At 73.4% G+C, this 23,679-nt stretch carries 15 protein-coding genes; 9 read left to right on the top strand and 6 right to left on the bottom strand.

Annotated elements, in window-relative coordinates:
* Positions 1 to 60: 60 nt before the first annotated feature.
* From ABTY56_RS35385 to ABTY56_RS35405, 5 genes are all read right to left on the bottom strand, one after another.
* Entirely contained in the window at positions 61 to 1,320 is a 1,260-nt protein-coding gene (locus tag ABTY56_RS35385; RefSeq protein ID WP_350633577.1) for a valine--pyruvate transaminase, read from the bottom strand.
* Positions 1,321 to 1,442: 122 nt separating this feature from the next.
* Positions 1,443 to 2,012, bottom strand: a complete 570-nt coding sequence (locus tag ABTY56_RS35390; protein WP_350633579.1) for a hypothetical protein — start codon at positions 2,010 to 2,012, stop codon at positions 1,443 to 1,445.
* Positions 2,013 to 2,017: 5 nt separating this feature from the next.
* On the bottom strand, positions 2,018 to 4,702 hold the full coding sequence (locus ABTY56_RS35395; RefSeq protein WP_350633581.1) for a penicillin acylase family protein: 2,685 nt from the start codon (positions 4,700 to 4,702) through the stop codon (positions 2,018 to 2,020).
* Positions 4,703 to 4,730: 28 nt separating this feature from the next.
* Positions 4,731 to 6,134: an aldehyde dehydrogenase family protein gene (locus ABTY56_RS35400; RefSeq protein ID WP_350633583.1), complete on the bottom strand. Its 1,404-nt coding sequence runs from the start codon at positions 6,132 to 6,134 to the stop codon at positions 4,731 to 4,733.
* Complete coding sequence (locus tag ABTY56_RS35405; protein ID WP_350633585.1) at positions 6,131 to 6,376, bottom strand: MbtH family protein; 246 nt, start codon at positions 6,374 to 6,376, stop codon at positions 6,131 to 6,133. The genes ABTY56_RS35400 and ABTY56_RS35405 overlap by 4 nt, the downstream gene beginning before the upstream one ends.
* Before the next feature lie 98 nt (positions 6,377 to 6,474).
* Between ABTY56_RS35405 and ABTY56_RS35410 the strand changes: the two genes are divergently transcribed.
* Positions 6,475 to 7,341 carry a polysaccharide deacetylase family protein gene (locus tag ABTY56_RS35410; protein WP_350633586.1) on the top strand — a complete coding sequence of 289 codons (867 nt, stop codon included), beginning with the start codon at positions 6,475 to 6,477 and terminating at the stop codon, positions 7,339 to 7,341.
* A gap of 38 nt (positions 7,342 to 7,379) precedes the next feature.
* Here ABTY56_RS35410 and ABTY56_RS35415 read toward each other — a convergent pair whose 3' ends face one another.
* A complete protein-coding gene (locus ABTY56_RS35415) occupies positions 7,380 to 8,150 on the bottom strand; it encodes an aspartate/glutamate racemase family protein (protein ID WP_350633588.1) in 771 nt (256 codons plus the stop codon).
* A gap of 452 nt (positions 8,151 to 8,602) precedes the next feature.
* Here ABTY56_RS35415 and ABTY56_RS35420 point away from each other — a divergent pair, with 452 nt between their 5' ends.
* The 8 genes from ABTY56_RS35420 to ABTY56_RS35455 form a co-directional block, all read left to right on the top strand.
* On the top strand, positions 8,603 to 8,959 hold the full coding sequence (locus tag ABTY56_RS35420; protein ID WP_350633590.1) for an acyl carrier protein: 357 nt from the start codon (positions 8,603 to 8,605) through the stop codon (positions 8,957 to 8,959).
* A gap of 280 nt (positions 8,960 to 9,239) precedes the next feature.
* Positions 9,240 to 10,193, top strand: coding sequence for a fatty acid desaturase family protein (locus ABTY56_RS35425; protein WP_350633592.1), 954 nt, complete (start codon positions 9,240 to 9,242; stop codon positions 10,191 to 10,193).
* Complete coding sequence (locus ABTY56_RS35430; RefSeq protein ID WP_350633594.1) at positions 10,193 to 11,623, top strand: condensation domain-containing protein; 1,431 nt, start codon at positions 10,193 to 10,195, stop codon at positions 11,621 to 11,623. Before ABTY56_RS35425 ends, ABTY56_RS35430 begins: the two co-directional genes overlap by 1 nt.
* Positions 11,613 to 13,127, top strand: a complete 1,515-nt coding sequence (locus tag ABTY56_RS35435; RefSeq protein WP_350633596.1) for a condensation domain-containing protein — start codon at positions 11,613 to 11,615, stop codon at positions 13,125 to 13,127. The genes ABTY56_RS35430 and ABTY56_RS35435 overlap by 11 nt, the downstream gene beginning before the upstream one ends.
* Before the next feature lies 1 nt (position 13,128).
* Entirely contained in the window at positions 13,129 to 14,988 is a 1,860-nt protein-coding gene (asnB, locus tag ABTY56_RS35440) for an asparagine synthase (glutamine-hydrolyzing) (protein WP_350633598.1), read from the top strand.
* A 43-nt stretch (positions 14,989 to 15,031) separates the two neighbouring features.
* Positions 15,032 to 16,921, top strand: coding sequence for a non-ribosomal peptide synthetase (locus ABTY56_RS35445; RefSeq protein WP_350633600.1), 1,890 nt, complete (start codon positions 15,032 to 15,034; stop codon positions 16,919 to 16,921).
* Position 16,922: 1 nt separating this feature from the next.
* A complete protein-coding gene (locus ABTY56_RS35450) occupies positions 16,923 to 19,430 on the top strand; it encodes a condensation domain-containing protein (RefSeq protein ID WP_350633602.1) in 2,508 nt (835 codons plus the stop codon).
* On the top strand, positions 19,427 to 23,679 hold a 4,253-nt coding region (locus ABTY56_RS35455), incomplete at its 3' end, for a non-ribosomal peptide synthetase (RefSeq protein ID WP_350633604.1). The genes ABTY56_RS35450 and ABTY56_RS35455, both read left to right, overlap by 4 nt.

A 23,679-nucleotide genomic window follows, 5' to 3' on the forward strand; every position in this document is an offset into this window, starting at 1 on the left:
GTTCGCGCAGGGGCCGGGTCGGCCGGGTCGGCCGGGGCAGCCGGGTGGTGGGTGGGGGTGTCAGGGGCAGAGGGTGCGGGTGGCGTCGGCTATGCGGGTGATGCCTTCGGTGAGGGTTTCCAGGGTGGGGCTGAGGCTGACGCGGAAGCAGCGGGTGCGGTGGGGGTCGGTGGGGCCGTCGGGGAAGAAGTGGCGGCCGGGGACGATGAAGACCTTGTCCTGCTTGAGGTGTTCGTAGAGGGCGAGGTCGTCGAAGCGGTCGTCGTCGATCCAGAACCAGCAGAACATCCCGCCGTCGCCGGAGTGCAGGCGCCAGGGCACGGATTCCGGCATGACCTCCTCGAAGAGCTTCTCGGCGAGGCGGCGGCGCTCCTGGTAGAAGGGGGAGACGGTGTCGGAGATCAGGCGGTCCAGGCGGCCGGAGCCCAGTGCGCGGGCCACCACCGACTGCTGCAACTGGGGTGCGTGCAGGGCCGAGTTGGCCAGGAACGAGACCATCGGGGTGATCCAGCGCTCCGCGCCGATGGCGAAGGCGATGCGCTCGCCCGGCAGGCCGGCCTTGGAGAGGGTGAAGCAGTTGATCACGTGGTCGTTCATCGGCGGGGGCGTCAGGGTCGGCGCGATCCGCGGGAACGGCTCTCCGTAGGCGTGGTCGAGCAGGAGCGGGACGTCCCGTCGGCGTGCGAGGTCGACGAGGGCGTCGAGTTCGGCGGCGTCGACCGCGCGGCCGGTCGGGTTGCCGGGGCTGGACAGCAGCAGCATCCCGGTGTCCCGCTGTTCCTCCAGGGCGGCGAAGTCGAAGGCGTAGCGGAAGCGGTGGGTGCCCTCCGGGACGGGGACGGCGGGGACGCCCACCACGCCGCCCGGGTGCAGGCACAGGCCCTGGTAGCCGGTGTAGTCCGGGGCCATGGGCAGGACCACCTTCGTGCCGCCGGCGTCCGGGGTCGCGGGGTCGCCGGGGCCCGCGAACAGGGCGGCGGCGGTGAAGCAGAGCATCTGGCTGCCGGGGCCGACGGCGACGTTGCGCGGGGTGAGGGACCAGCCGTACCGGGTGTTGAAGTAGTCGGTGATCGCCTCCACCAGGGCGGTCGAACCCCGGGACGGGCCGTACTGGCAGCTGGCCGAGGCGAAGTCCTCGGCCAGCGCCTCCTCGGTCAGGCTCCGCCACTCGGCGATCGCGTCCGGGATCGAGGCCGGGTTGCCGATGCCGAGGTTCAGCCAGTCGGCCGGGCCCGAGGCCGTGCTGACGGCGATGTCCTCCATGATGCTGCGGAGGCCCGAGAGCGTGGCCATCTTGCTGCCGATGAGGGACAGCGCCATGTGGTGGTTCCCTTCTGGGGGCGGGGAGGGGGAGTGGGGGAGGGGAGCGGGAGCGGGGAGGGGCGGCTGGGGACCGGCGCGGTCGCGTCGGTCCCCAGCCGGGGTTGCGGACGGGCCTGCGGTCAGGCGGCTTCCGCGGGTGCCGGGCGGTGCGCGGCGGTGCGTCCCCGGGGTGCCAGGGTCCGGCCGACCCAGGCCCCGAGCAGTGCCTGGACCGCCGCGATCAGGAGGGCGACGGCCACGATGGCGGTGGCGAGCGGGGGGAGGCCGGCCAGTGCGGCGGTGGTCCGTGCGACCTCGCCCACCGGCGCCCCGCCCAGGGCCTGCACGCCCAGTGGGATCGCCCAGCCGAGGACGGCCGCCAGTGGAGCGGTGAGGTAGCCGCGGGAGGGGCGGGGCGTGCGGGCGAACCGGCTGGTGGCACCGGCGGCGGCGCCGACCAGGAAGGGGACGAACCAGAGCCCGGCCAGGGTGCCGAGGGCGGTTGCCGCCGTCCCGCCGACGAGCGTGACGATCGCGGCCGTCGCGCGGCGCGGCCCGGGGGCGGTGGTCCCGGCCGAGGCCGGCGTGGGGGCGGTCGCGGTCGGTTCCGGGGTCGGTTCCGGGGTCTGTTCCGCCGCCGGTTCCGCGGCCGGTTCCGTGGCCGGGTCCGGGTCCGGGGGCGTCGTGGTGGTGCCGGTCGGCTTCGTCATGTCGGTCATCCTTCGCCTCGCAAGGTCCAGCGGATGTCGCCCGCGCCCTGTTCGTCGGCGGTGCGCAGGGGACGGAGCGAGCCGCTCCACCAGTCCGGGGCCAGGTTCTTGTACCAGGGGGAGGCCGGGTTGTCGCTCTGGCCGCCGGGGTAGACGGCGCGGGCGTCCGCGGTGCCGGTGGGGCTCCAGCCGACGACCATCCGCAGGCTGGGGCCGTAGTTCGAACTCAGGCCGTTCTCCGCCACGTTGACGGTCCACGGGCTGCCGCCCGCCGGGTGCGGCCCGTCGCCCAGCGCGGGGGCTCCGGTCAGCGAGGGCACCACCCGTTCGTGGATGCGCCCCCACTTCCACTCGTCGGGCTGTCCGCCGAGCCGGCCGTTCAGGTAGTCGACCGCTTCGGTGAAGGAGGCGCGCATCGCGTCGGGTGCGGTGCGCCGGGGGCCGCCCGGGGCGGTGAAGGCGGGGTTCTCCGGGTCGGTGAAGGTCCACTTCTCCAGGTCCTGCATCAGCCCGACCGGGGTCCGCAGCAGGTCGAGACCGGCCGGGTCCACGTCCACCGGCACCTTGGCCGAGTCCCACCAGGGCTTGAAGACCTGCTCGACGTACCCGCCGTAGAAGGCGAACCAGATCGCGGCGGCCGGGGAGTCGGCGTCCATGGAGCAGTTCCACTCGGACAGCAGCTTGCGGGCCGCCTCCTGCTGCGGTGTCAGCTGCGCGCCCTCCAGGGCCTGGAGCAGCTTGGGCACCATGCGCTGGGCGAGCTCGTCGGTGACGTCGTTCTGCAGGGCCGCGAACGAGTCCGCGGTGAGCTGCCGGCCGGGCTTGGACAGTTCGGCGAAGATGCGGTTGGTGCGGTAGCCGGTGTCGAAGTTCGCGGCGGGGCCGATGTAGTACGGGTAGTCCGGGCCGACCGGCCGCTGGTTGGCGGTGACCAGGAGTCCGGACGGCGGGTTGTAGACCTGGGGCACCGCGTCGAAGGGGATGGCGCCGACGACGTCCGACTCGCCGGTGCCCGGCAGCGGTCCGCGGGCGTCGCCCGAGGCGATCTGCGGGTACGAGCCCGGGGCGATCACCCCGATGTCGCCCTTCTTGTCGGCGTAGGCGAAGTTCTGGGCCGGGGCCTGCCAACTGTGCAGCGCGGTGCGGAAACCGTTCCAGTCGGTGGCGGTGTTGAGGTCGAGCAGCGCGGCGAGGTTCTGCGACGGGCGGTTGCCCATCCACTCGACCGACGTGGTCTCGCCCTTCTCGGTCAGCAGCGGGCCGTGCACGGTCAGCCCGACCTCGACCGGGACGGGGGCTCCGCCGCGGACCGGCACCGTGTACTTCACCTTCTCCACGGGGTACCAGGCGCCCTTCCAGAAGTAGGCGTCCGGGTGCTGCGGGTCGGTCTTCTCCCGGTAGAAGAAGGTGGACTGGTTCTGGACCGCCGTCAGCGACCAGGAGATGTCGGCGTTGCGTCCGATGAGCACGGCCGGCATGCCAGGCAGGCTGGCGCCGGTGACGTCGTAGCCGGGGGACTTGAGCGAGACCTCGTACCAGTACGAGGGGAGCGACAGCTTGAGGTGGGGGTCGCCGGCGAGGATCGCCCCGCCGCCGGTCGCCGGGCCGTTCGCCAGCCAGGCGTTGCTGTTGGGGTAGAGGTGGCGGGTGGTCTCCGGGAGCTTGGCCATGCCGCGCAGGACGGCGGTGGCGGCTTCGGCGGTGCCGGCTCCGGTGGTGGCGGCACCGGAGGCGGACCCGCTGGTGTCGACGGCCGCAGTGGCAGTGGCAGTGGCAGTGGCAGTGGCAGTGGCCGTGGCCGTCGCCGTCGGCTGGGCGGCGGGGCCCGGGTCGGCCGGGGCGGGGGCAGGAGTCCCCGCGGTGCCGTCGCCGGTGACGCCGGTGTGTCCGGCGGCCGAGGCCGCGTTGGCGTTCGGGCTGTGCAGGGGCGCGAGGCCCAGGTTCTGGTACGGGCCCGGGGCGTACGGGTGCTGCTCGTTGGCGGGCACGACCGGGAACCACTCCGACGCCCGCTCCGCTCCGAGCGAGTTGCTCAGCAGCGCGTAGGTCAGCGGCCGGGTGTCGAAGCTCAGCGTCTGGGTGAGCACGCCCTGGACGACCAGGCTGTCCACCGGGGTCCAGCGTTCCGGCCGGACACCGGTCAGCCCGTAGACGGTGGGCCACTGGCCGTTCCGGTCCAGCTCGTCCAGCCGCGCGTTGACCCCGGCGGCGTAGGCGGTGAGCGCCTTGGCGGCCTTGCTGTCGTGCGGGGTCGCCGCCCAGGTGGCCTCCGCGGTGCGGTGGATGCCGAGGGTCAGCTCGAAGACGTCCGAGTCGATTCCGGAGGGGCCGTTCAGTTCGGCGAGCCGGCCCTCGCCCAGGCGCCGCTGGGCGTCCATCTGGAACAGGCGGAACCGGGCGGCGAGGTAGCCCTGGGCGGTGAACAGGTCGTCGTCCGAGGAGGCGTGGACCGAGGCCACGCCGTCCGCGGTGAACGAGACGTCCACGGGGTGGGCGAGCCCGGGTATCCGGATCTGCTCGCTCGTGGGCAGCCGGGCGTCCTCGGCCGACGGCCAGACGCCCCCGCCGGGCATCAGGGCCCGGCCGAGCGCCGGTACGGGGCCGAAGCCGACACCGAACACGAACATCGTCACGCCGGCGGTGCACACGGCGCCCAGTACTCCCGCCGCGCGGCGGATCCTGGCTTTCATCACTCTCCTGTCACCCATGGCCGGCCGGTCAGCGCCGTGCACTGTTGCGGACCTTGATCCGCGTGTATTCGAGCAGTCCCCAGTAGCCGTACTCGACGCCCAGCCCGGAGGAGCGGACGCCGCCGAACGGCACGTCGGGACGCAGGTCCCCGTGGGTGTTGATCCACACGGTGCCGCTGTCGAGGAGCGGGGCGAGCTCCTCGGCCGCCTCCTGCGGACCCCAGAGCGAGGCGCCGAGGCCGTAGCGGGTGGCGTTGGCCCGGCGGACGGCGTCGGCCGGGTCGTCGTACGCGATCACCGGGATGACCGGGCCGAACTGCTCCTCCAGCTCCAGCTCGCAGCCCTCCGGCAGTCCGGTCACCACGGTCGGGGGGTAGAAGTGGCCCGGGCCGGGCAGCGGGGCACCGCCGGCCGCGATCCGGGCGCCGCGTGCGACGGCGTCCTCGACCAGCGCGTGGACCCGGTCGCGCTGGGTCCGGCTGACCAGCGGGCCGAACGCGGACTCCGGCTCGCTGCCGGGGCCGACGACCGCGGACCCGGCCAGGGCGGCCAGCGCCGAGGCGAGGTCGTCGGCCAGTTCGCGCGGTGCGTAGACCCGCTTGACGGCGGCGCAGAACTGGCCGCTGTTGACGAGGGCGGCGTGGAACAGCGCGGGGGCCACGGCGGTGAGGTCGGCGCCCGGGAGCACGATCGCCGCGTCGTTGCCGCCGAGTTCGAGGACCACGGGCAGCAGCCGGTCCGCCGCCTGGCGCGCGATCGCCCGGCCGGTCTCCACCGACCCGGTGAAGGAGATCATGTCCACCGCGGGGTGCTCGGTGAGCGACCGGCCCAGCGAGTGGTCGCCGGAGACGACGTTGAGCACACCGGGCGGCAGGCAGTCGCGGAGCAGTTCGCCCATCCGGAGCGTCGACAGCGGGGTCTCCGGGGAGGGCTTGAGCACCACCGTGTTGCCGGCCAGCAGGGCCGGGGCGAACTTGCAGGCCGACAGGATGATCGGGAAGTTGGACGGGGCGATGGCCGCGACCACGCCGTGCGGGACCCGCTCCAGCGTGATCCGGGCGCCGTCCTCGGTCGGCAACTCCTCGGCGTCCAGCTTCAGTTCGGCGGTGTGCCCGAACCAGTCGGCGGACAGCCGCACTTCGGCGCGGGCGGCGGCCAGGGGCTTGCCCTGCTCCCGGCTGAGCAGCCCGGCGACCTCCTCCAGGTGCGCCCCGAGGACGTCGCCGCAGGCGCGCAGGGCGGCGCGGCGCTCGGCGACCGGCACCGCCGCCCAGCCGGCCGCGGCCGCCGCGGCGGCGGCGACGGCGGCGTCGAGCTGCTCGGGGGAGCAGGCGGGCGCGTGCGCGAAGGGCTCCCCGGTGGCCGGGTCCTCCACGGGCAGGACGGAGGCGCCGGGCACCGCCGCGCCGTCGATGGTCAGGGCCGGTGTCACGCCGAGGCCTCCGCTTCCGCGGCGCCGCCGGCGAGCCGGTCGCGCAGGCTCAGCGGGCGCATGTCGGTCCAGACCTCCTCGACGTGGGCGAGGCAGGCCTCCTTGTCGCCCTGCATCCCCGCGTCCCGCCAGCCGGCCGGTATCTCCCGGTCGAGCGGCCACACCGAATACTGCTCCTCGTGGTTCACCACGACCCGGAACATCTCGGCGTCCGCCGGAATGTCATTCGTTCGACTATCCACTTGGATTCCCTCTTTCTTTTCCCGACGGAATTGCTAGAGTGTCGCCGGAGGCCGCACCTGCGGCTTCTCCGATAACTTCTCGAAAAGGTAATTCAGTGATGACGCAGAAGGATCAGATCGAGATTCCCACCGTCCGCTGGCCCGAGCGGGTGCCGGCCGGGGACTGGCTGAAGGGCTCGTCCGCCGTGGTGGTCCTGGGTGTCGACGTGGACGCCGAGTCGCCCGTACTGGCCCGCGGGGAGCACTACATCGACCATCTGACCACCATGTCCCACCAGGCGTACGGCCCCCGGGTCGGGGTGCCGCGGATCCTCGACCTGCTGGACCGCTACGACCTTCCGGCCACCTTCTTCGTGCCCGGAGTTTCTGCCGAGCGGTGGCCTTCGGTGATGGATTCGGTGGCCGAAAAGGGGCACGAGATTGCGCTGCACGGATTTACCCACCGGCACCCGGTGCACCTTTCCGAAAGCGAGCAGCGGGAGGAGATCGAGCGCAGTCTGAAGACGTTTTCCCGATTCGGCGTGCAGCCGACCGGGTACCGCGCGCCGAACTGGGAGATGACCCGGTACACGCTCGACCTGCTCGGTGAGTACGGGCTGCGCTACGACTCCTCGCTGATGGACGACGACCGGGCGTACGCGCTGCGCAGCGGGGAGCACACGATCGCCGAGCTGCCGGTGCAGTGGCTGCTCGACGACTGGGAGCAGTACGCCTTCCTGCCCGAGCCGAACATCGGCCAGCTGATCGAGGCGCCGTCGAAGGTGGTGGACCTGTGGACCGCCGAGCTGGAGGCGATGCGCGGGTACGGCTCGCTGTGCATGCTGACCGTGCACCCGTTCCTCACCGGACGCCCCTCGCGGCTGGCCGCCCTGGAGCAGTTCATCCGGTTCGTGCTCTCCCGGGGTGACGTGCGCTTCGCCCGTGCGGACGAGGTGGCCGAGCTGGTGCTCGCCGGGCAGCAGTAGCCGTACGGGCCGTGGTCGTACCGGCCGCCGTCGGCCGATCAACTCCGCCACCCCGCAGTGCTCGTGACGGCCTGCGGGGTGCGGAGTTCGGTCACGCAGGCCGCGACGGCGGCGGCCAGGCTGGAGACCGACCGTTCCTCGGGCAGGCCGGCGGCCTCGTAGGCGAGCGGGAGTTCGGTGCAGGCGGTGAGCACGGGGAGGTCGTGCTGCTGCCACAGCCCCCGCACCGCGGAGGCGAACACGGTGCCGCCCTCGGCCAGCCGGTTGGCCTTCACCAGGACCCCGGCCCGGTGGATCTCGGACCGCAGTGGCTCGTCGGGGATCAGCAGCCGGTAGCCGAGTTCGGCCGCCCGCCGCTGGTAGATGCCGCTGTGCACGGTGCCGGTGGTCGCCGCCAGCCAGCCGCCCTCCGGACTGGTCCGCATGGCGGCCCGGAGCGTGGCGTCGGCGATGTTCACGACGGGCACCGGCAGCAGGTCCTGCAGTCGGTCGATGAAGGCGTGCGCGGTGTTGCACGGCACGACGAGCAGATCGGCGCCCCAGGAGACGAGTTGCTCCAGGGCGGCGCGGATCGGCAGCAGCGGTTCGTCCGAACCGGCCAGGATCGCCCCGGTGCGCTCCGGAATGCCGGGTTCGGACAGCATGACGATGCGGGGGTGCTCCTGGTCCGACTGCGCGGGCACGGCGAGCGAGAGCAGTCGGAGGAACTCCGCGGTGGCCGCCGGCCCCATGCCGCCGAGTACTCCAAGTGTCCGTCCGGGCGCTCCGGTTGTCGTTCCGGCGGCCGTTCGGTCGTCGACTGGTATCACGGTTCTGCCCCCCTGCGGATCCCGGCGGATCCCGGCATGGGCGCGGGAATCGCGGTGTCCGACGGAATGGATTAGCCGGGGGAGAAAGCCGGTGGCGGTCCCCGGTCCGGAAGTGACGGGGCGGTCCGCGATAGCCGTGCGGTCGCCATTGGGAGCCGCTGCGGGACACGCCCGAGAAGGTGGAGAAATTGCCCGGCAGGAAAGCCGGGTGGACCCGTCGCTGCGGCGTACGGTACCACAGGGGATCAGGCGGGCACCCCCGCCGAACGGGGGGTTCCGCTTCGGGTATCGGTGCACGCCAGGGGCCTGACGGCCGCCGGAAGTTGATCTCTTGCGGAGGCAATCATGGACATGCTTGGATGCCAACAACTGCTCGACGTACCAAGAGCTCGACTCGGCGCCGGACCGGAGTCTTCGGACTCCGCTAACCCGCCGATCCACGAAGCAAGTTGATGCTGGACCTCAATGGCTCCTTGGGGGGAACCGTAGTGATTCAGGACGACAGCAGCACCATTGGCGTCTCCACCGGAGGGGCGCCCGCATTGTCGGCGGCGACCCTCGCCGTCATTGACATCTGGTCGGACGTGCTCGAAGTGACGCCCGACTCGATCGACCCAGAGACCTCCGATTTCTTCGAACTCGGTGGTTACTCTCTGCTTGCGCTTCAGGCCATCGGGCGCCTGCTGGCCACCCACGGCATCGAGCAGGACGCGGCCCTGGAGCTTGAGGGCCTGCTCCTCAACGAGCTCTTCGAGCAGCCGACCGCGGCTGCCCAGGCGGCCTGTTTCGTCGCCAACTTCCCGCAGTGACAAGCCTCCCGGCGCGTCCGGGAGTCCTTGTCGCTGTGCTTTCTTGCTGATCACCACCTGCCGGCCGGTCGTTCACCGGCCCGGTTTGCGCCCGCGGTCTCCCGACGCTGCCGCCGGCGTGTCCCTGTGTGCGCGTTCGCCCCGCCCTGCCCGGGCCGAGGGGCTGCGCTCTTCGATCTCCGCGCCTCGTCGGGTCGACGCCTGTTCCTGTCCGGTCACCGTGCCGCCAGGGTGCTGTGGCGTTCCCTCAGGAGGCTGACGCAAGGAAGGTTTCCCGTTCATGACGACGCCCGACGTGACCCCCGCGTCGCCGAAGGACCTGTTCCGGCGAGCCAAGGTCACCGCCGCCGACGAACGCGTCTTCATTGTCAAACTCCTTGTCGCATACGGCATTTGGGCCGCAGGCGCGGTGCTCGCCCTGGTCCCGGACGGCTGGCTGCCCCGCGTGCTCGGTGTCGTGCTGATCGGCGCCATGTACTCGCACTGGCTGGAGCTCCAGCACCAGTGCCTGCACCACTCGGCGTTCCGCCGCTCCCGCTGGCACCGGCTGGTCGGCGTCCCGCTGGGCGTTCCCATGCTGGTGTCGTACAGCCACTACCGGGTGCGCCACCTCCAGCACCACCGCTACCTCGGAACGGACCAGGACTCGGAGTTCTTCGGTTTCGACTCGCGGCAGCCGGTCACCTGGTCGGCCCTGGTGCGCGAGGCGCTGGCCTTCGGCCGACTGGGCGCCGCGGTGGCCGACACCGTCCGCTGCTGGGCCGGCCGCTGGTCCTACGACATGGGCCAGATCTCCGAGCAGCGCGAGCGCGAAGTGGTCGCCGAGTACCGGATGTTCGCCCTGCCGATCGTGGGCGCGGCGGCGCTGGTCGCGCTCGGGTACGGCGAGCCGGTGCTGTGGATCTGGCTGCTGCCGCTGCTGGTCGCGGTGCCGCTGCACTTCCTGGTCGAGCTGCCCGAGCACATCATGTGCGACAACTCCTCCACCGACGTGCTGCGCAACACCCGTTCCATCACCGGGAGTTGGTTCAGTACCTGGTACACCAACGGCAACAACCTGCACATCGAGCACCACGCCGCCATGGTGGTGCCGATCAACCAGCTGCGCGAGCGCCACGACGTCGTGCTGGCGCACGGGACCCACACCTCGCCCAGCTACCCGCAGTTCTTCAAGGCCATCGTGAGCGAGGCCCGGCGCAACGCGCGGGCGGGCCGCGCAGGGGGGACGGCGTGATGGCCGCCCCCGCCCCGGCCGCCCCGGCGGTCGACCGGTATCCGCTCACGCCAGGGCAGTTGGGCATGTGGTTCCTGGAGCGCATGTCGGGCTCGCCGGTCTACGTCGACCCGATGACCTTCCGGCTGACCGGCCCGCTCGACACCGCCGCGCTGCGGCGCGCGCTGGAACTGCTGCGGGGTCGGCACGCGGCGCTGCGCACCACGTTCCCGCTGGTCGACGGCAGTCCGGTGCAGCAGGTCTCCGGCGAGTGCGGCATCGAACTGCCCGTGCTGGACCTCACCCACCTGCCCTCGGCCGCCCGCGAGGCCGAGCTGACCGCGGTGCTGGCGGCCGACCAGGCCACCCCCTTCGACCTGGCCCGGGGGCCCGTGCTGCGCGCCCTCGTGGTCGTGCTCGGCCCCGACGAGTACGTGCTGCGGCTCGCGCTGCACCACCTGGTCTCGGACGCGTGGTCCTGGTGGAACGTCCTGCTGCCGGAGCTCGCCGCCCTGTACGGCGCCGAACTCGCCGGTGCCGAAGCTGAGTTGGAGCTTCCCGGGGCCCAGTTCCCGGACTTCGTGCGCTGGCAGCGCGAATGGAGCGAGGGCGCCGGCCACCAGCGCCAGCTGGCGTACTGGACGGAGCGGCTGACCGGTCTCGCCCCGGTGCCGCCGGCCCGCGCGGCCGACGCGCCGGCCGGGACCGCCGGTGCCGCCCCGGCCGAGGGTGCCGCCCCGGCCGAGGGTGCCGACGGCACCGCCCCGGCCGACGGCGCCCCCGTCGCGACCCAGTGGGCCACCGTGCCCGGCGCCGTCCACGACTCCCTGCGGACCGTGTACCGGGACGAGCGGGTCACCCCGTTCATGCTGCTGCTGGCCGCCTTCGCCGTGGTGCTGCACCGTCGCAGCGGGGCCACCGACATCGCGGTCGGCACCCGCGCGGCCGTCCGCAGCCGCCCGGAGTTCGAGTCCGCGGTCGGGTTCTTCGTCAACCTCCTGGTCATCCGTACCGAGGTGGACCCCGGCGCGAGCTTCCGGGACCTGCTCCGGGACGTCCGGCGTGCGGCCCTGGGGGCCTACGCGCACCGGGAGTTGCCGTTCGAGCGGGTCGTCGAGGGGCTGCGTCCGCGCCGCGGCGGAGGCTTCCGCTCCCCGGTGAACGTGCTGTTCTCGCACCAGAGCACCCCCGAGGTGCCGCCGGCCTTCCCCGGGCTGACCGCCCGGCTGCTCAACCACGACCCCGGCACCCTCTACGACCTCGACCTGGTCTTCTACGAGGAGGACGGCGACCTGCGCGCCCTGCTCAGCCACCGCCGGGCCCACTGCTCCGACCGGGACGCGGTGGCGCTGCTCGCGGAGCTCACCCGGGTCCTCGCCGAGGTCGCGCAGGACCCGGCGATCCCGCTGGACACACTCATGGCGACCACAGGGGTGCACCGTGCCGAATAGCTCCACACCCGCGCAGCCGGCCGCGGGCGCCACTGCGGAAGCCACCGCGGAGGCCTCTGCGGACACCGCCCCGGGCACCACCGCCGGCTCCGCCGCGCTCCCCCCGGAGGGCCTCGCCCCGCTGTCCGTCACCCAGGAGCAGCTGTGGCTGCTCGACCGTCTCGACCCGGGCAACGCCGCCTACAACTCCACCGTGCTCTGGCAGTTGGACGGCCCGCTGGACACCGAGGCGCTGCGCCGGGCGCTGGCCGCCGTCGTCCGCCGGCAGCAGATGCTGCGGGCGGCCGTCGTCGCCGTCGACGGCGTCCCGTACCAGCGGGTGGCCGAGGCCGAGGACGTCCCGGTGCCGCTCACCGTCACCGACCTGACCGACCTGCCCGAGGCGCAGCGCCCCGCCGCCGCCGAGCGGACCGTCGCCGAGGCGGCCCACCGCCCCTTCGACCTGGGCCGACCGCCGCTGTTCCGGGTGGAGCTGGTCCGTACCGGGGCCGAGCGGCACGTGATGGCGCTGGTCATCCACCACATCGTCTCCGACGGCTGGTCCGTGCAGGTCCTGATCCAGGAGGTCGCGGACCTGTACGCGGGCGAGGTCACCGGCGCCGAGGTGCCGCTGCCCGAACCGGCCGTCCAGTTCACCGACTACGCCCGGGAGCAGCGCGACCGGCTGGCCGGACCGCGCGGCGGCAAGCTGGTGGACTACTGGACCCGGCAGCTGGCCGGCGCCCCGGTCACCCTGGACCTGCCCACCGACCGGCCCCGGGCCGGCCGTGCCGACTTCAGCGGCGACCGGTACGTCTTCCAGGTGCCCGCCGAGCTGCGCACGGCCCTCGGCGAGCTCGCCCGGTCCTCCCGGGCCAGCACCTTCATGGTCACCCTGGCCGGCTTCACGGCCCTGCTGCACCGGCTCACCGGCCAGGAGGACCTGCTGGTGGGCACGCCCGTCGGCAACCGCGACAAGCCCCAGTGGGGGCCGCTGGTCGGCTACTTCGCGGACACCCTGGTCATGCGCGGCGACCTCGCGGGCGACCCGACCTTCCGCGAGCTGCTGGGCCGCACCCGGACGACCGCCCTGCAGGGCTTCGTCCACCGCGACCTGCCGTTCCGCTCGCTGGTCGAGGCGGTCCAGCCCGAGCGCGAGGTGGGCCGCAATCCGCTGTTCCAGGTGATGTTCATCCTGCAGAACATCCCGCCGCGCCGTCGCCGGGCCGAACTGCCGGGCGTGGTGATGACCCGGCTGGACGACGTCCGCACCACCTCGATCTTCGACCTGCGCTTCGACCTGTTCGAGTTCGAGGACGAGATGCGCGGCCAACTGGAGTACAGCACAAGGCTGTTCGACCGCTCCACGATCGAGCGGACGGCCCGGCAGTACCTGGCGCTGCTCGCCGACGCGTGCGCCGACCCGGACCGCCCGGTCTCCGCGCTCGACCTGGGCGCGCCCGGAGCGGACCGGTCCGGCGCGGACGCCGCCGCGGGCTTCAACGACGACCTCGGGGGGTTCTGACATGTGCGGCGTCACCGGATACGCGGACCTGGCCGGCACCGGCCTCGCCGAGGGCGAGGAGGTGCTCGACCGGATGACCGCCACCCTGCTGCACCGCGGCCCCGACTCCGGGGGCCGGCTGGTGCGCGGGGGAGTGGCCCTGGGCTTCCGCCGGCTGAGCATCGTCGGCCTGGAGGACGGCGACCAGCCGATCCTCAACGAGGACGGCTCGGTCGCCATGGTCTGCAACGGCGAGATCTTCAACCACCGGGAGCTGCGCGCCGAACTGGAGGCCAAGGGGCACCGGTTCCGCACCCGCACCGACGTCGAGGTGATCGTCCACCTCTACGAGGAGTACGGCACCGGGCTGCTGGAGCGGCTCAACGGCCAGTTCGCCTTCGCCGTCCACGACACCCGGCGCGGCCGGCTCTTCCTGGCCCGCGACCACATGGGCATCCTGCCGATGTACTACGCGGTGGCCGGCGGCCGGCTCGTCTTCGGGTCGGAGATCAAGGCCGTCCTGGCGCACCCGTCGGTGCCCCGCCGGGCCGACCTGACCGGCCTCGACCAGGTGCTCACCTTCCCCGGCACCGTCGGGTCGCGCACCCTGTTCGAGGGGGTCAGCAGCCTGGAGAACGGCCACTTCCTGCTGGTCGAGGACGGTGCCGTCCGGGTCGAGAAGTACTGGGACCTGGACTACCCGGTGGACGTGCCCGGGGAGCCGGCCGAGCACCCCGACCGGTACTACGTGGACACCGTCCGCGAGCTGCTGGAGCAGTCGGTGCGCCGCCGGCTCCAGGCCGACGTCCCGGTCGGCTACTACCTCAGCGGCGGCCTCGACTCCTCCCTGATCGGCGCGCTCGTGCACCGCAACACCAGCGGGACGGTGCCCCGGTCGTTCTCCATCACCTTCCCCGACCGCGGCATCGACGAGTCCCGCCACCAGCGGCTGATGGCCCGCCACCTCGGCTCCGAGCACACCGAGACCGAGTTCCACCCGGGCGACATCGCGGCCGGACTGCGCCGGATGATCGGGCACGCCGAGTGCCCGGTGAAGGAGACGTACAACACCTGCTCCATGGCGCTGTCGGCCGCCGTCCGGGAGACCGGCACCCGGGTGATCCTCACCGGTGAGGGCGCCGACGAGCTGTTCGCCGGCTACCTCGGCTACCGCTTCGACCTGGGCGGCCGGCGGACGGCCGGCGGCGACCCCTTCGAGGAGGAGCTGCGCCGCACCATCTGGGGCGACCCGCACGTGTTCTACGAGCGGGACTACCACGCCTGGCGGGAGTCCAAGCTCGACCTGTACGCCCCCGCCCTGCGGGACGCCCACGCCGAGTTCGACTGCCTGGCCGGGCCCGTCGTCGACCCCGGGATGCTGCGCGGGCGCCACCCGGTGCACCAGCGCTCCTACCTCGACTTCAAGCTCCGGCTCTCCGACCACCTGCTCTCCGACCACGGGGACCGGATGGCGCTGGCCAACTCGGTGGAGGCCCGGTACCCGTTCCTCGACCCCGACCTGGTGCGGTTCGCCACGACCGTCCCGCCCCGCCTGAAGGTGACCGCGAGCACCGAGAAGTACGTGCTCAAGGAGGCCGCCCGGGGACTGGTGCCCGAGGAGATCATCCACCGGGAGAAGTTCGGGTTCCGGGCCCAGGGCAGCCCCGCCCTGCTGCGCGAGCGGATCGAGTGGGTCGAGGACCTGCTCTCCTACGACCGGATCAAGCGGCAGGGCTACTTCGACCCCGACGTGGTCGAGCACCTCAAGGAGCAGTACCGGCAGCCGGGTTACGAGGTCCATCCGCACCTCGGCGACGACCTGCTGCTGGTCGTCCTCACCTTCGGCGTGCTGCTCGACACCTTTTCCCTTCCTGACGCCTGATCACTGGGGTGGCCACAGGCCCCCCGTTCCTGGAGGAAGCTCGATGGCCTTCCACGCAGTCCACGGTCTCGTACAGCAGGCCGCCCAGCGCTTCGCCGACCACACCGCGGTCGAGTGCCCGCAAGGCCGGCTCAGCTACGCCGAGCTGGCATCCCGCTCGGACGAACTCGCCGTCGCCATCCGCGAGTCCGGCGCGGGTGCCGGCTGCGTGGTGCCGATCCTCGCCGAGGACCGGCGCGAGCTGGTCGTCGCGATCCTGGCGGTGCTGAAGGCGGGCGGCGTCTTCGTGCCCGTGGATCTGGCGGCACCGCCGCTGCGGCTGCGCACCATGCTGACCGCCACCGCCCCCGAGTGGGTGATCGTCGGCGCCTCGGCCGCCGACCGCGCGGACGAGATCCTGGAGCCGTCCCTGCCGCTGGCCCGGCGCGTCCCGCTGGACCTCGCCGCCGAGCCCACCGGCGCGGCCCCGGAGCGGCTCCACGTGCCGGACCCGGACGACGCGGCGTACATCTTCTTCACCTCCGGCTCGACCGGGCAGCCCAAGGCGATCGTCGGCCGGATGCAGGGCATCGACCACTTCGTCCGCTGGGAGACCGAGCTGCTGGGCGTGGAGCCGGGCACCCGGGTCAGCCAGCTGGCCTCGCCCGCCTTCGACGCGATCCTGCGCGACCTGTTCGTGCCGCTGACCACCGGCGGCACCGTGTGCGTCCCGCCGGCCGGCCTCGCCCTGGACGGGCCGGCGCTGGCCCGCTGGATCGACGAGGAGCGGATCGAGCTGGTCCACACCGTCCCCACCGTCTGGCGCGGCATGCTGCCGTCGCTCGCCAACGGCGGCCCCGAACTGTCCGCGCTGCGCTGCGTGGCGCTGGCCGGCGAGCCGGTGGCACCGAGCGACGCCGCCCAGTGGTTCGCCCGGTTCGGCGAGCGGATCAGCCTGCTCAACCTGTACGGGCCCAGCGAGACCACCATGACCAAGACGTTCCACTTCGTCACCCCGGCGGACACCGAACGGTCGAGCATCCCGATCGGCAAGGCCATGCCCGGCGCCCGGGTGGTGCTGCTCGACGGCCGGAACAAGCCGTGCGCCGAGGGCGCCGTCGGCGAGATCCACATCCGCACGCCGTACATGTCGCTGGGCTACTTCCACCAGCCGGACGCCACCCGCGCCGTCTTCGTGCCCAACCCGCTCGGCGACGACCCGGAGGACTTCGTCTACCGGACCGGCGACTTCGCCCGCGCCCTGCCGGACGGGAGCCTGGAGTACGTCGGCCGGCGCGACCAGCAGATCAAGCTGGGCGGCGTGCGCGTCGAGCTCGGCGAGATCGAGCACCTGCTGCGCGCCCACCACGCGGTGAAGGACGCCGCCGTCACCGTCGTCCCCGACGACGAGGGCAACCCCGCCTACCTGTGCGCCTTCGTGGAGCCGGTCCAGCCCGTCGAGGCGGCCGTCCTGCGCGACCACCTGGCGCCCCGGGTGCCCGACTCTCACCTGCCCCGGGTGTTCGTCCCGCTGGAGCAGCTGCCGCGCACCATCAGCGGCAAGGTGGACCGCCGGGCGCTGCCCGTGCCGCTGCCGCCGCAGCAGCAGGTGGAGCAGGACTACGTGGCGCCGCGCACCGCCACCGAGGAGACCCTCGCCGGGATCTGGGCGAAGCTGCTGCCGGTGGACCGGCCGGGCGTGCGGCACGACTTCTTCCGCATCGGCGGCCACTCGCTGCTCGTCATGCGGCTGATCGCCGCGATCAGCGCCGAGTTCGGCGTGGACGTCCACCTCCAGAAGTTCCTGGCCGCCCCGACCATCGAGGGCCTGGCGGCCGAGATCGAGCAGACCCTCCTCGCGTCCGGCTCCGACCTCGACGACCTGCTCGCGGACCTCGACGACCTCGACGAGGCCGAGGCCGAGCGGCTGCTGGCCCAGAACGGCGGTAACTGACGTGACCACCACCCCCGACACGACGGCCGCCCCCGAGCCGGCGGACTCCCTGGACCGCGCCGGCATCCGCGTCCTGGAGCGGCAGATCGAGGACGCCCTGCTCGCTGACGACCGGATCGCCGACTGCGCCGTGGTGTTCCAGGGCGTGTCCGTCGACTCCGTCCCGGCCGAGCACTGCGTGCGCTGCGGCATGGACGCCGCCTACCCCGGCACCCGGCTGGACGGGGACGGCGTCTGCGACCTGTGCCTGATGTACGCCGACCACGGGCCCGAGATCCTCTCCTACTTCGGCGAGATCGACGAGTTCACCCGGATCCTGCGCGAGCGCGCGGAGGCGGCCGGCTCCGAGTACGACGCCCTGCTGCTGTTCAGCGGCGGCAAGGACAGCACCTACGTGCTGCACCGGCTCGTCCGGATGGGCCTGCGGGTGATGACCTTCACCTTCGACAACGGCTTCATCTCCCGGACGGCGCTGGAGAACGTCGAGACGATCACCAAGGCGCTGGGCATCGAGCACCTCACGATGACCCGGGCCGACCAGAACCGGATCTTCCTGCGCAGCCTGGAACAGCACAAGAGCGTCTGCAACGGCTGCTTCCGCTCGCTGCTCGACCTCAGCCACCAGCTGGCCCACGAGCGCGGCATCCCGAGCATCGTCACCGGACTGTCCCGGGGCCAGATCATCGACGAGCGCCTGCTGTGGTTCTACCGCAACGGCGAGTTCGACCCGGCCCGCATCGAGCAGCAGCTGGAGGTCGGCCGCAAGGTCTACCACCAGGTCGGCTCCGACCTCTCCGACGGGGTGCTGGACCGCGTCGAGGTGGTCGACTACTACCGCTACTCCGACGTCACCAAGGACGACATCCGGGCCTTCCTGGCGAGCGCCGAGACGCTCTGGGCGGCGCCGAAGGACACCGGCTTCTGCAGCTCCAACTGCATGATCAACGACGTCGGCGTGTACGTGCACCGGCTGGAGCGCGGCTACCACAACTACGAGTCGCCGACCCGCTGGGAGGTCCGGCTGGGCCACCTCGTCCGGGACGAGGCCGACGCCGAGCTGCGCACCCCGGTCAACACCGGCCGCGTCCGCTCCATGCTCGCCACCATCGGCTACACCGACCCGGGCGACCGCAGCCGGCTCGGCCGGCGGATGGCCGCGTACTACGTGCCCCGCACCGGACTGACCCCGGACGCCGCCCGGGCCGCCGTGGGCGCGCGACTGCCCGAGATCCTGCTGCCCGAACACTGGGTGGAGCTGGCCGAGATCCCGCGGCAGGCCGACGGCGCCGTCGACCGGCGGGCCCTGCCCGACCCGGCCCCCGAGACCGGCAAGCGGCTCGCCCCGGACGCCGAGGACGCCCGGCCGGCCGGCGACCGGCCCACCCCCGCCCAGCGGCTGCTGCTGGAGCAGGCCGGCGACGGCCTCGCCGGCCGGGCCCGCGCCCTGCTGCTCGACCTGCCGGAGGGCACCACCGCGGACGCCGTCCGCAAGGCCGTGCTCGCCCTCGTCCAGCGGCACGACGCCCTGCGCGGCCGCTTCCGGCAGCAGGACGGCGAGTGGCGGCGCGAGGTCGCCGGGCTGACCGGCGGCGTGCCGGTGGCCGTCCTCGACCTCACCGGCAAGGACCCCGCCCGCGTCCCGGCCGCCCTGCGGGTGGCGGCCCAGCGGCTGCGCGCCCGGCTGAACCCGGAGCAGGGACCGCTGTTCACCGCCGCCCTGGCCGAACAGCGCGACCGCGCCCCGCAGTTGCTGCTGATCGCCCACGAGCTGGCCGCGGACGTCGACGGCTGGCGCCGGATGCTCGACGACCTCGGCGCCGCACTCGGCCGGATCGCGGCCGGCGAGCCGGCCGCACTGCCCGCCGCGCCCGCCCCGCGGGCCGTGCCGGAGCCCGCCGCCCCGGCCCCGGTCACCGGGGACCTCTGGACCCCGCCCGCGACGCCGGCCGACGGCGCACCGGACCCGGTCCGCCGCACCGTGCTCGACGCCGCGGCCACCGCCGCGCTCACCGCCACCGGGACCCCGCTCGCCGCCCTGGTGGCGGCCGCCGTGACCCACGGGCTCAGCGAGGCCTGCGGGGCGACCGGCCTGCTGCTGGCCGTCGACGACCAGACGGGCGGACTCCCGCACCCGGCCGGCCTGTTCGCGGTGACCGCTCCGGCCGCCGAGCCCGGCACCGGGCCCGAGCAGACCCTGGAGCGCGTCCGCACCGCCCTCGCCACCCCGGTCGCCGCCCCCGCCGGAGCCGTCCCGGTCGGCATCGCCCACCTCGGCGACCTCGACCCGCTGCCCGCCGCCGACGGCCCGCTGCGGCACGCCGGCTCCGCCGACCACGACCTGGTCGCCCCGTTCGGCCCGCGCGTGCGGACGCCGTACGTCGTCGGCCACCTGCGCGACGGCCGGCTCCACCTCACCTGGACCGGCACCCCGGCGCCCGCCGAGGCGGCCGACACCGCGGCCGCGGCCCTCGTCCGGCTCGCCGAGACGGCCGGGAAGGGCGCGGCATGACCGACACCTCGGAGAAGCTGCAGCGGCTCAAGGAGCAGTCGCCCGCCAAGTACGCCCTCCTGATGAGCCGCCTGCGCGAACGCGCCGCGGCCGCCCCCACCGGGATCACCCGCCGCCCGTCGGACGGCGGGGCACCGCTCTCCTACGCCCAGCAGCGGCTGTGGTTCCTCGCCCAGCTCAACCCGGGCGACACCGCGTACAACATGCCGTACGCGCTGCGCCTGCAGGGCCCGGTGGACCTCGACGTGGCGACCGCCGCCTTCCGGGCCCTGGTGCGCCGCCACGAGACCCTGCGCACCACCTTCGGCTCGGTCGACGGCGAACCGGTGCAGCTCGTCGCCCCGGCCGAGGCCGTCGACTGGCGGCCCGGGACCGTCGACCTGCGCGGCACCGCCGACGCCGAGGACGAGGTGCGCCGGCTCGCCGCCGCGCACGCGGCCGCCCCGTTCGACCTGAGCCGCGGCCCGCTGTTCCGGGTGACCCTGGTCCGGCTCACCGACCACGAGACCGTCGCCCTGATCAACCTGCACCACATCATCACGGACGACTGGTCGATGGGCGTGCTCACCCGGGAGTTCGCCACCGTCTACGCGGCCCTGCGGGACGGCGGCACGGACCCGCTGCCGCCGCTGGACGTCCAGTACGCCGACTACGCCCACTGGCAGCGCGGCCGCAGCGCCGAGAGCCGGGCCGAGGGCCTGGCCCACTGGCGCGACCGCTTCCGCGGCGAACTGCCCAGCCTCGCGGTGCCGACCGACCGGGCCCGCCCGCCGGTGCAGACCTACGCCGGCCGCACCCGCTCCTTCCACCTGTCCGCCGAGGCGACCGCCGGCCTGCGCGCCGTCGCCGCCGAGGCCGGCGCCACCCTGTTCATGACCCTGCTGGCCGGCTACACGGCCCTGCTCCACCGCTACTCCGGGCAGGACGACATCGTGGTCGGCACCTCGGTGGCGGGCCGCAATCGGCCCGAGACCGAGCCGCTCATCGGGTTCCTGGTGAACACCCTGGCGCTGCGCGGCGACCTGTCCGGCGACCCGGCCTTCGGCGAGCTGCTGGCCCGCACCAAGCAGGCCTGCCTGGCCGACTTCGCCCACCACGACGTGCCGTTCGAGCAGGTCGTCGAGGAGATCCAGCCGGACCGCGACCTCAGCCGCGCCCCGCTGTTCCAGACCATGCTCTCGCTGCACAACGTGCCGCGCGCCGCACTCGACCTGGCCGACCTGCGCATCTCCCCGTTCACCGGGGAGGGCCGGCGCACCGCCATGTACGACCTCAGCCTCGACGTCGTCGACGAGGGCGAACGGCTGCGCTGCGACTGGGAGTACAACACCGACCTGTACGCCGACGCGACGATCGCGCGGATGGCCGGCCACTTCGAGCGGCTGCTCCGGGCGGCGGTGGCCGATCCGGGAATGCGCCTGTCCGAGCTGCCGCTGCTGTCTCAGGACGAGCGGACCGAGGTGCTGACCCGGGACAACCGGATCTCCGTCGAGGTCGGCCCCGACGAGTGCGTCCACCGGCTGTTCGAGGAGCACGTCCGCGCCACCCCCGACGCCGTCGCCGTGGTGGACGGCGAGGACCGGGTCAGCTACCGCGAACTCGACCGCCGGGCCACGGTCGTGGCCGCCCGGCTGCGCGCCCTCGGCGTCGGGCCGGAGGTCCGGGTCGGCCTGTGCGCGCCGCGCTGCGCCGACTCGGTGGCCGCGGTGCTCGGCGTCCTGAAGGCCGGTGGCGCGTACGTGCCGCTCGACCCGGCCAACCCGGTGGACCGCCTGCGCTTCATCCTGACGGACGCCTCGGTCCGGCTGCTGCTCACCCGGCACGACATCGCCGGCACGGTGCCCGGCCTCACCGACGGGATGACCGTCGGCTGGTTCGACGACTGGCTCGCCGAGGCGGCCGACGGGGCCGCCGGGGGCAGTGCCGAGGCCGAGCCCGCGGACGCCCCGCAGCCGGTCTCCGGCAACCTGGCCTTCCTGGTGTACACCTCCGGCTCCACCGGCCGGGCCAAGGGCGCGATGCTCACCCACGGCGCGCTGATGAGCGCCTACCGCTCCTGGGAGCGGGTCTACGAGCTGGGCACCGTGGTGCGCCGCCACCTCCAGGCTGCCAACATCGCCTTCGACGTGTTCACCGGCGACATGGTCCGCGCCCTGTGCTCCGGCGGCACCCTGGTGCTCTGCCACCGCGAGACGCTGCTGGACCCGGCCAAGCTGTACGACCTGCTCCAGCGCGAGCGCGTCGACTTCGCCGACCTCGTCCCCGTGGTGATCCGGCTGCTCAGCGCCCACGTCGCCGAACAGGGCCGGCTGCTGGACAACTTCAAGGTGCTGGCGGTCGGCGCGGACATCTGGTTCATGCGCGACTACTGGAACCTCAAGAAGCTGTGCCCGCCCGGCACCCGGCTGGTCAACTCGTACGGCATCACCGAATCCACCGTGGACAGCGGCCTGTTCGAGACCCCGATGCCGGAGCGCTCCGAGGAGGAGCCGGTCCCGATCGGCCGGCCGCTGCCCAACACCCAGTTCTACGTCCTCGACGACCGGCTCCAGCCGGTGCCGGTCGGGGTCAACGGGACGCTGTACATCGGCGGCCTGGCGCTGGCCCGCGGCTACGTGGGCCGCCCCGCGCTGACCGCCGAGCGGTTCCTGCCGCACCCGTTCGGCGAGCGGCCCGGCGACCGCCTCTACAACACCGGCGACCTCGCCCGGCTGCTGCCCACCGGCGACGTGGAGGTCCTGGGCCGGGTGGACCGCCAGGTGAAGATCCGCGGCTTCCGGATCGAGCTGGAGGAGGTCGAGTCGGTCCTCGGCCAGCACCCCGAGGTGCAGGCCGCGGCGGTCGTCGTCCACGTGGACGCCAAGGGCGACCGGCGGCTCGCCGGGTACGTGGAGCCCCGCGCGGGCCGCACCCCCGAGCCGGTGGACCTCCAGGACCACCTGCGCACCCAACTGCCGTACTACATGGTGCCGTCCACCATCACGCTGCTCGACCGGATGCCGCTGAACGCCAACGGCAAGCACGACCGCAAGGCCCTGCCGGCGCCCGCCGAGGAGCCGGTCGAGCGGCCGGCGGCGGTGTTCGCCACGGCCACCGAGGAACTGGTCGCCGGGATCTGGGGGAAGGTCCTGGGGCAGCGGGACGTCACCGCCGAGGACGACTTCTTCCAGCTCGGCGGGCACAGCCTGCTGGTGCCCCGGGTGCAGTTCGAACTGCGCCGCGCCTGCGCGGTGGACCTGCCGCTGATCGCCCTGTTCGAGGCGACCACGGTGCCCGAGCTGGCCCAGCGGGTGGACGCCGCCCGCACGGCGCCGGACACCGCGGGCGGGGCCGGCGACCCGCAGGCGGGGCCGGGCGAACCGCCCGTGCTGGACCCGGAGATCAGGGTGGCACCGGGTGCGCAACGGCCCCGCACCGGGGAGCCCGCGGCCGTCCTGCTCACCGGCGCCACCGGCTTCCTGGGCGCCCACCTGCTGGACGGGCTGCTGCGCGGCACACAGGCCACCGTGCACTGCCTGATGCGGGCCGACGACCCCGACGACGGCATGCGGCGGCTGCTGAAGGCCCTCGCCGGCCACGGACTGCCCGCGCCCGCCCCGGGCCGGGTCGTCGTGGAGCCCGGGGACCTGGCGCAGCCGCTGCTCGGCCTCACCGCCGAGCGGTTCGACGAACTCGCCCGGACCGTGGACGCCGTGCACCACAGCGGCGCCTGGGTGAGCTTCACCCTGCCGTACGCCACGCTGCGGGCCGCCAACGTGGACGGCACCCAGGAGGTGCTCCGCCTGGCCGCGCTCGGCGGCGGCATCCCGGTGCACCACGTCTCCACGGCCTCCGTGCCCGAGCCGGGCACCGCCGCGGCGCCCGTCACCGGCGGCTACAACCAGAGCAAGTGGGCCGCCGAGCACCTGGCGGTCGCCGCCCGCGAGCGGGGCGTCCCGGTCGACGTGCACCGCCCCGACTACATCGGCGGGCACAGCGAAACCGGAATCGGCAACCCCAAGGACTTGATCTGGGCGATCATCAAGGGCAGTGTTCAGCTGGGGTGTTACCCCGACCTCGACCTCCCGGTGCAGCTCGTGCCGGTGGACCGGGTCGCCGGGGCGCTGCTGGCGCTCGCCTCCCGCACGGGAGCCGAGCCCGGCTCGTACGACCTGGCCCACCCCGAGCCCGTCGGGCTCGGCACGGTCTTCGACTGGGTCGCCGGCTACGGCTACCCGCTCCGCAAGGTCTCCTACGGCGACTGGCTGAG

It is taken from the genome of Kitasatospora sp. NPDC097691 (assembly GCF_040302665.1).
Lineage (GTDB): Bacteria > Actinomycetota > Actinomycetes > Streptomycetales > Streptomycetaceae > Kitasatospora.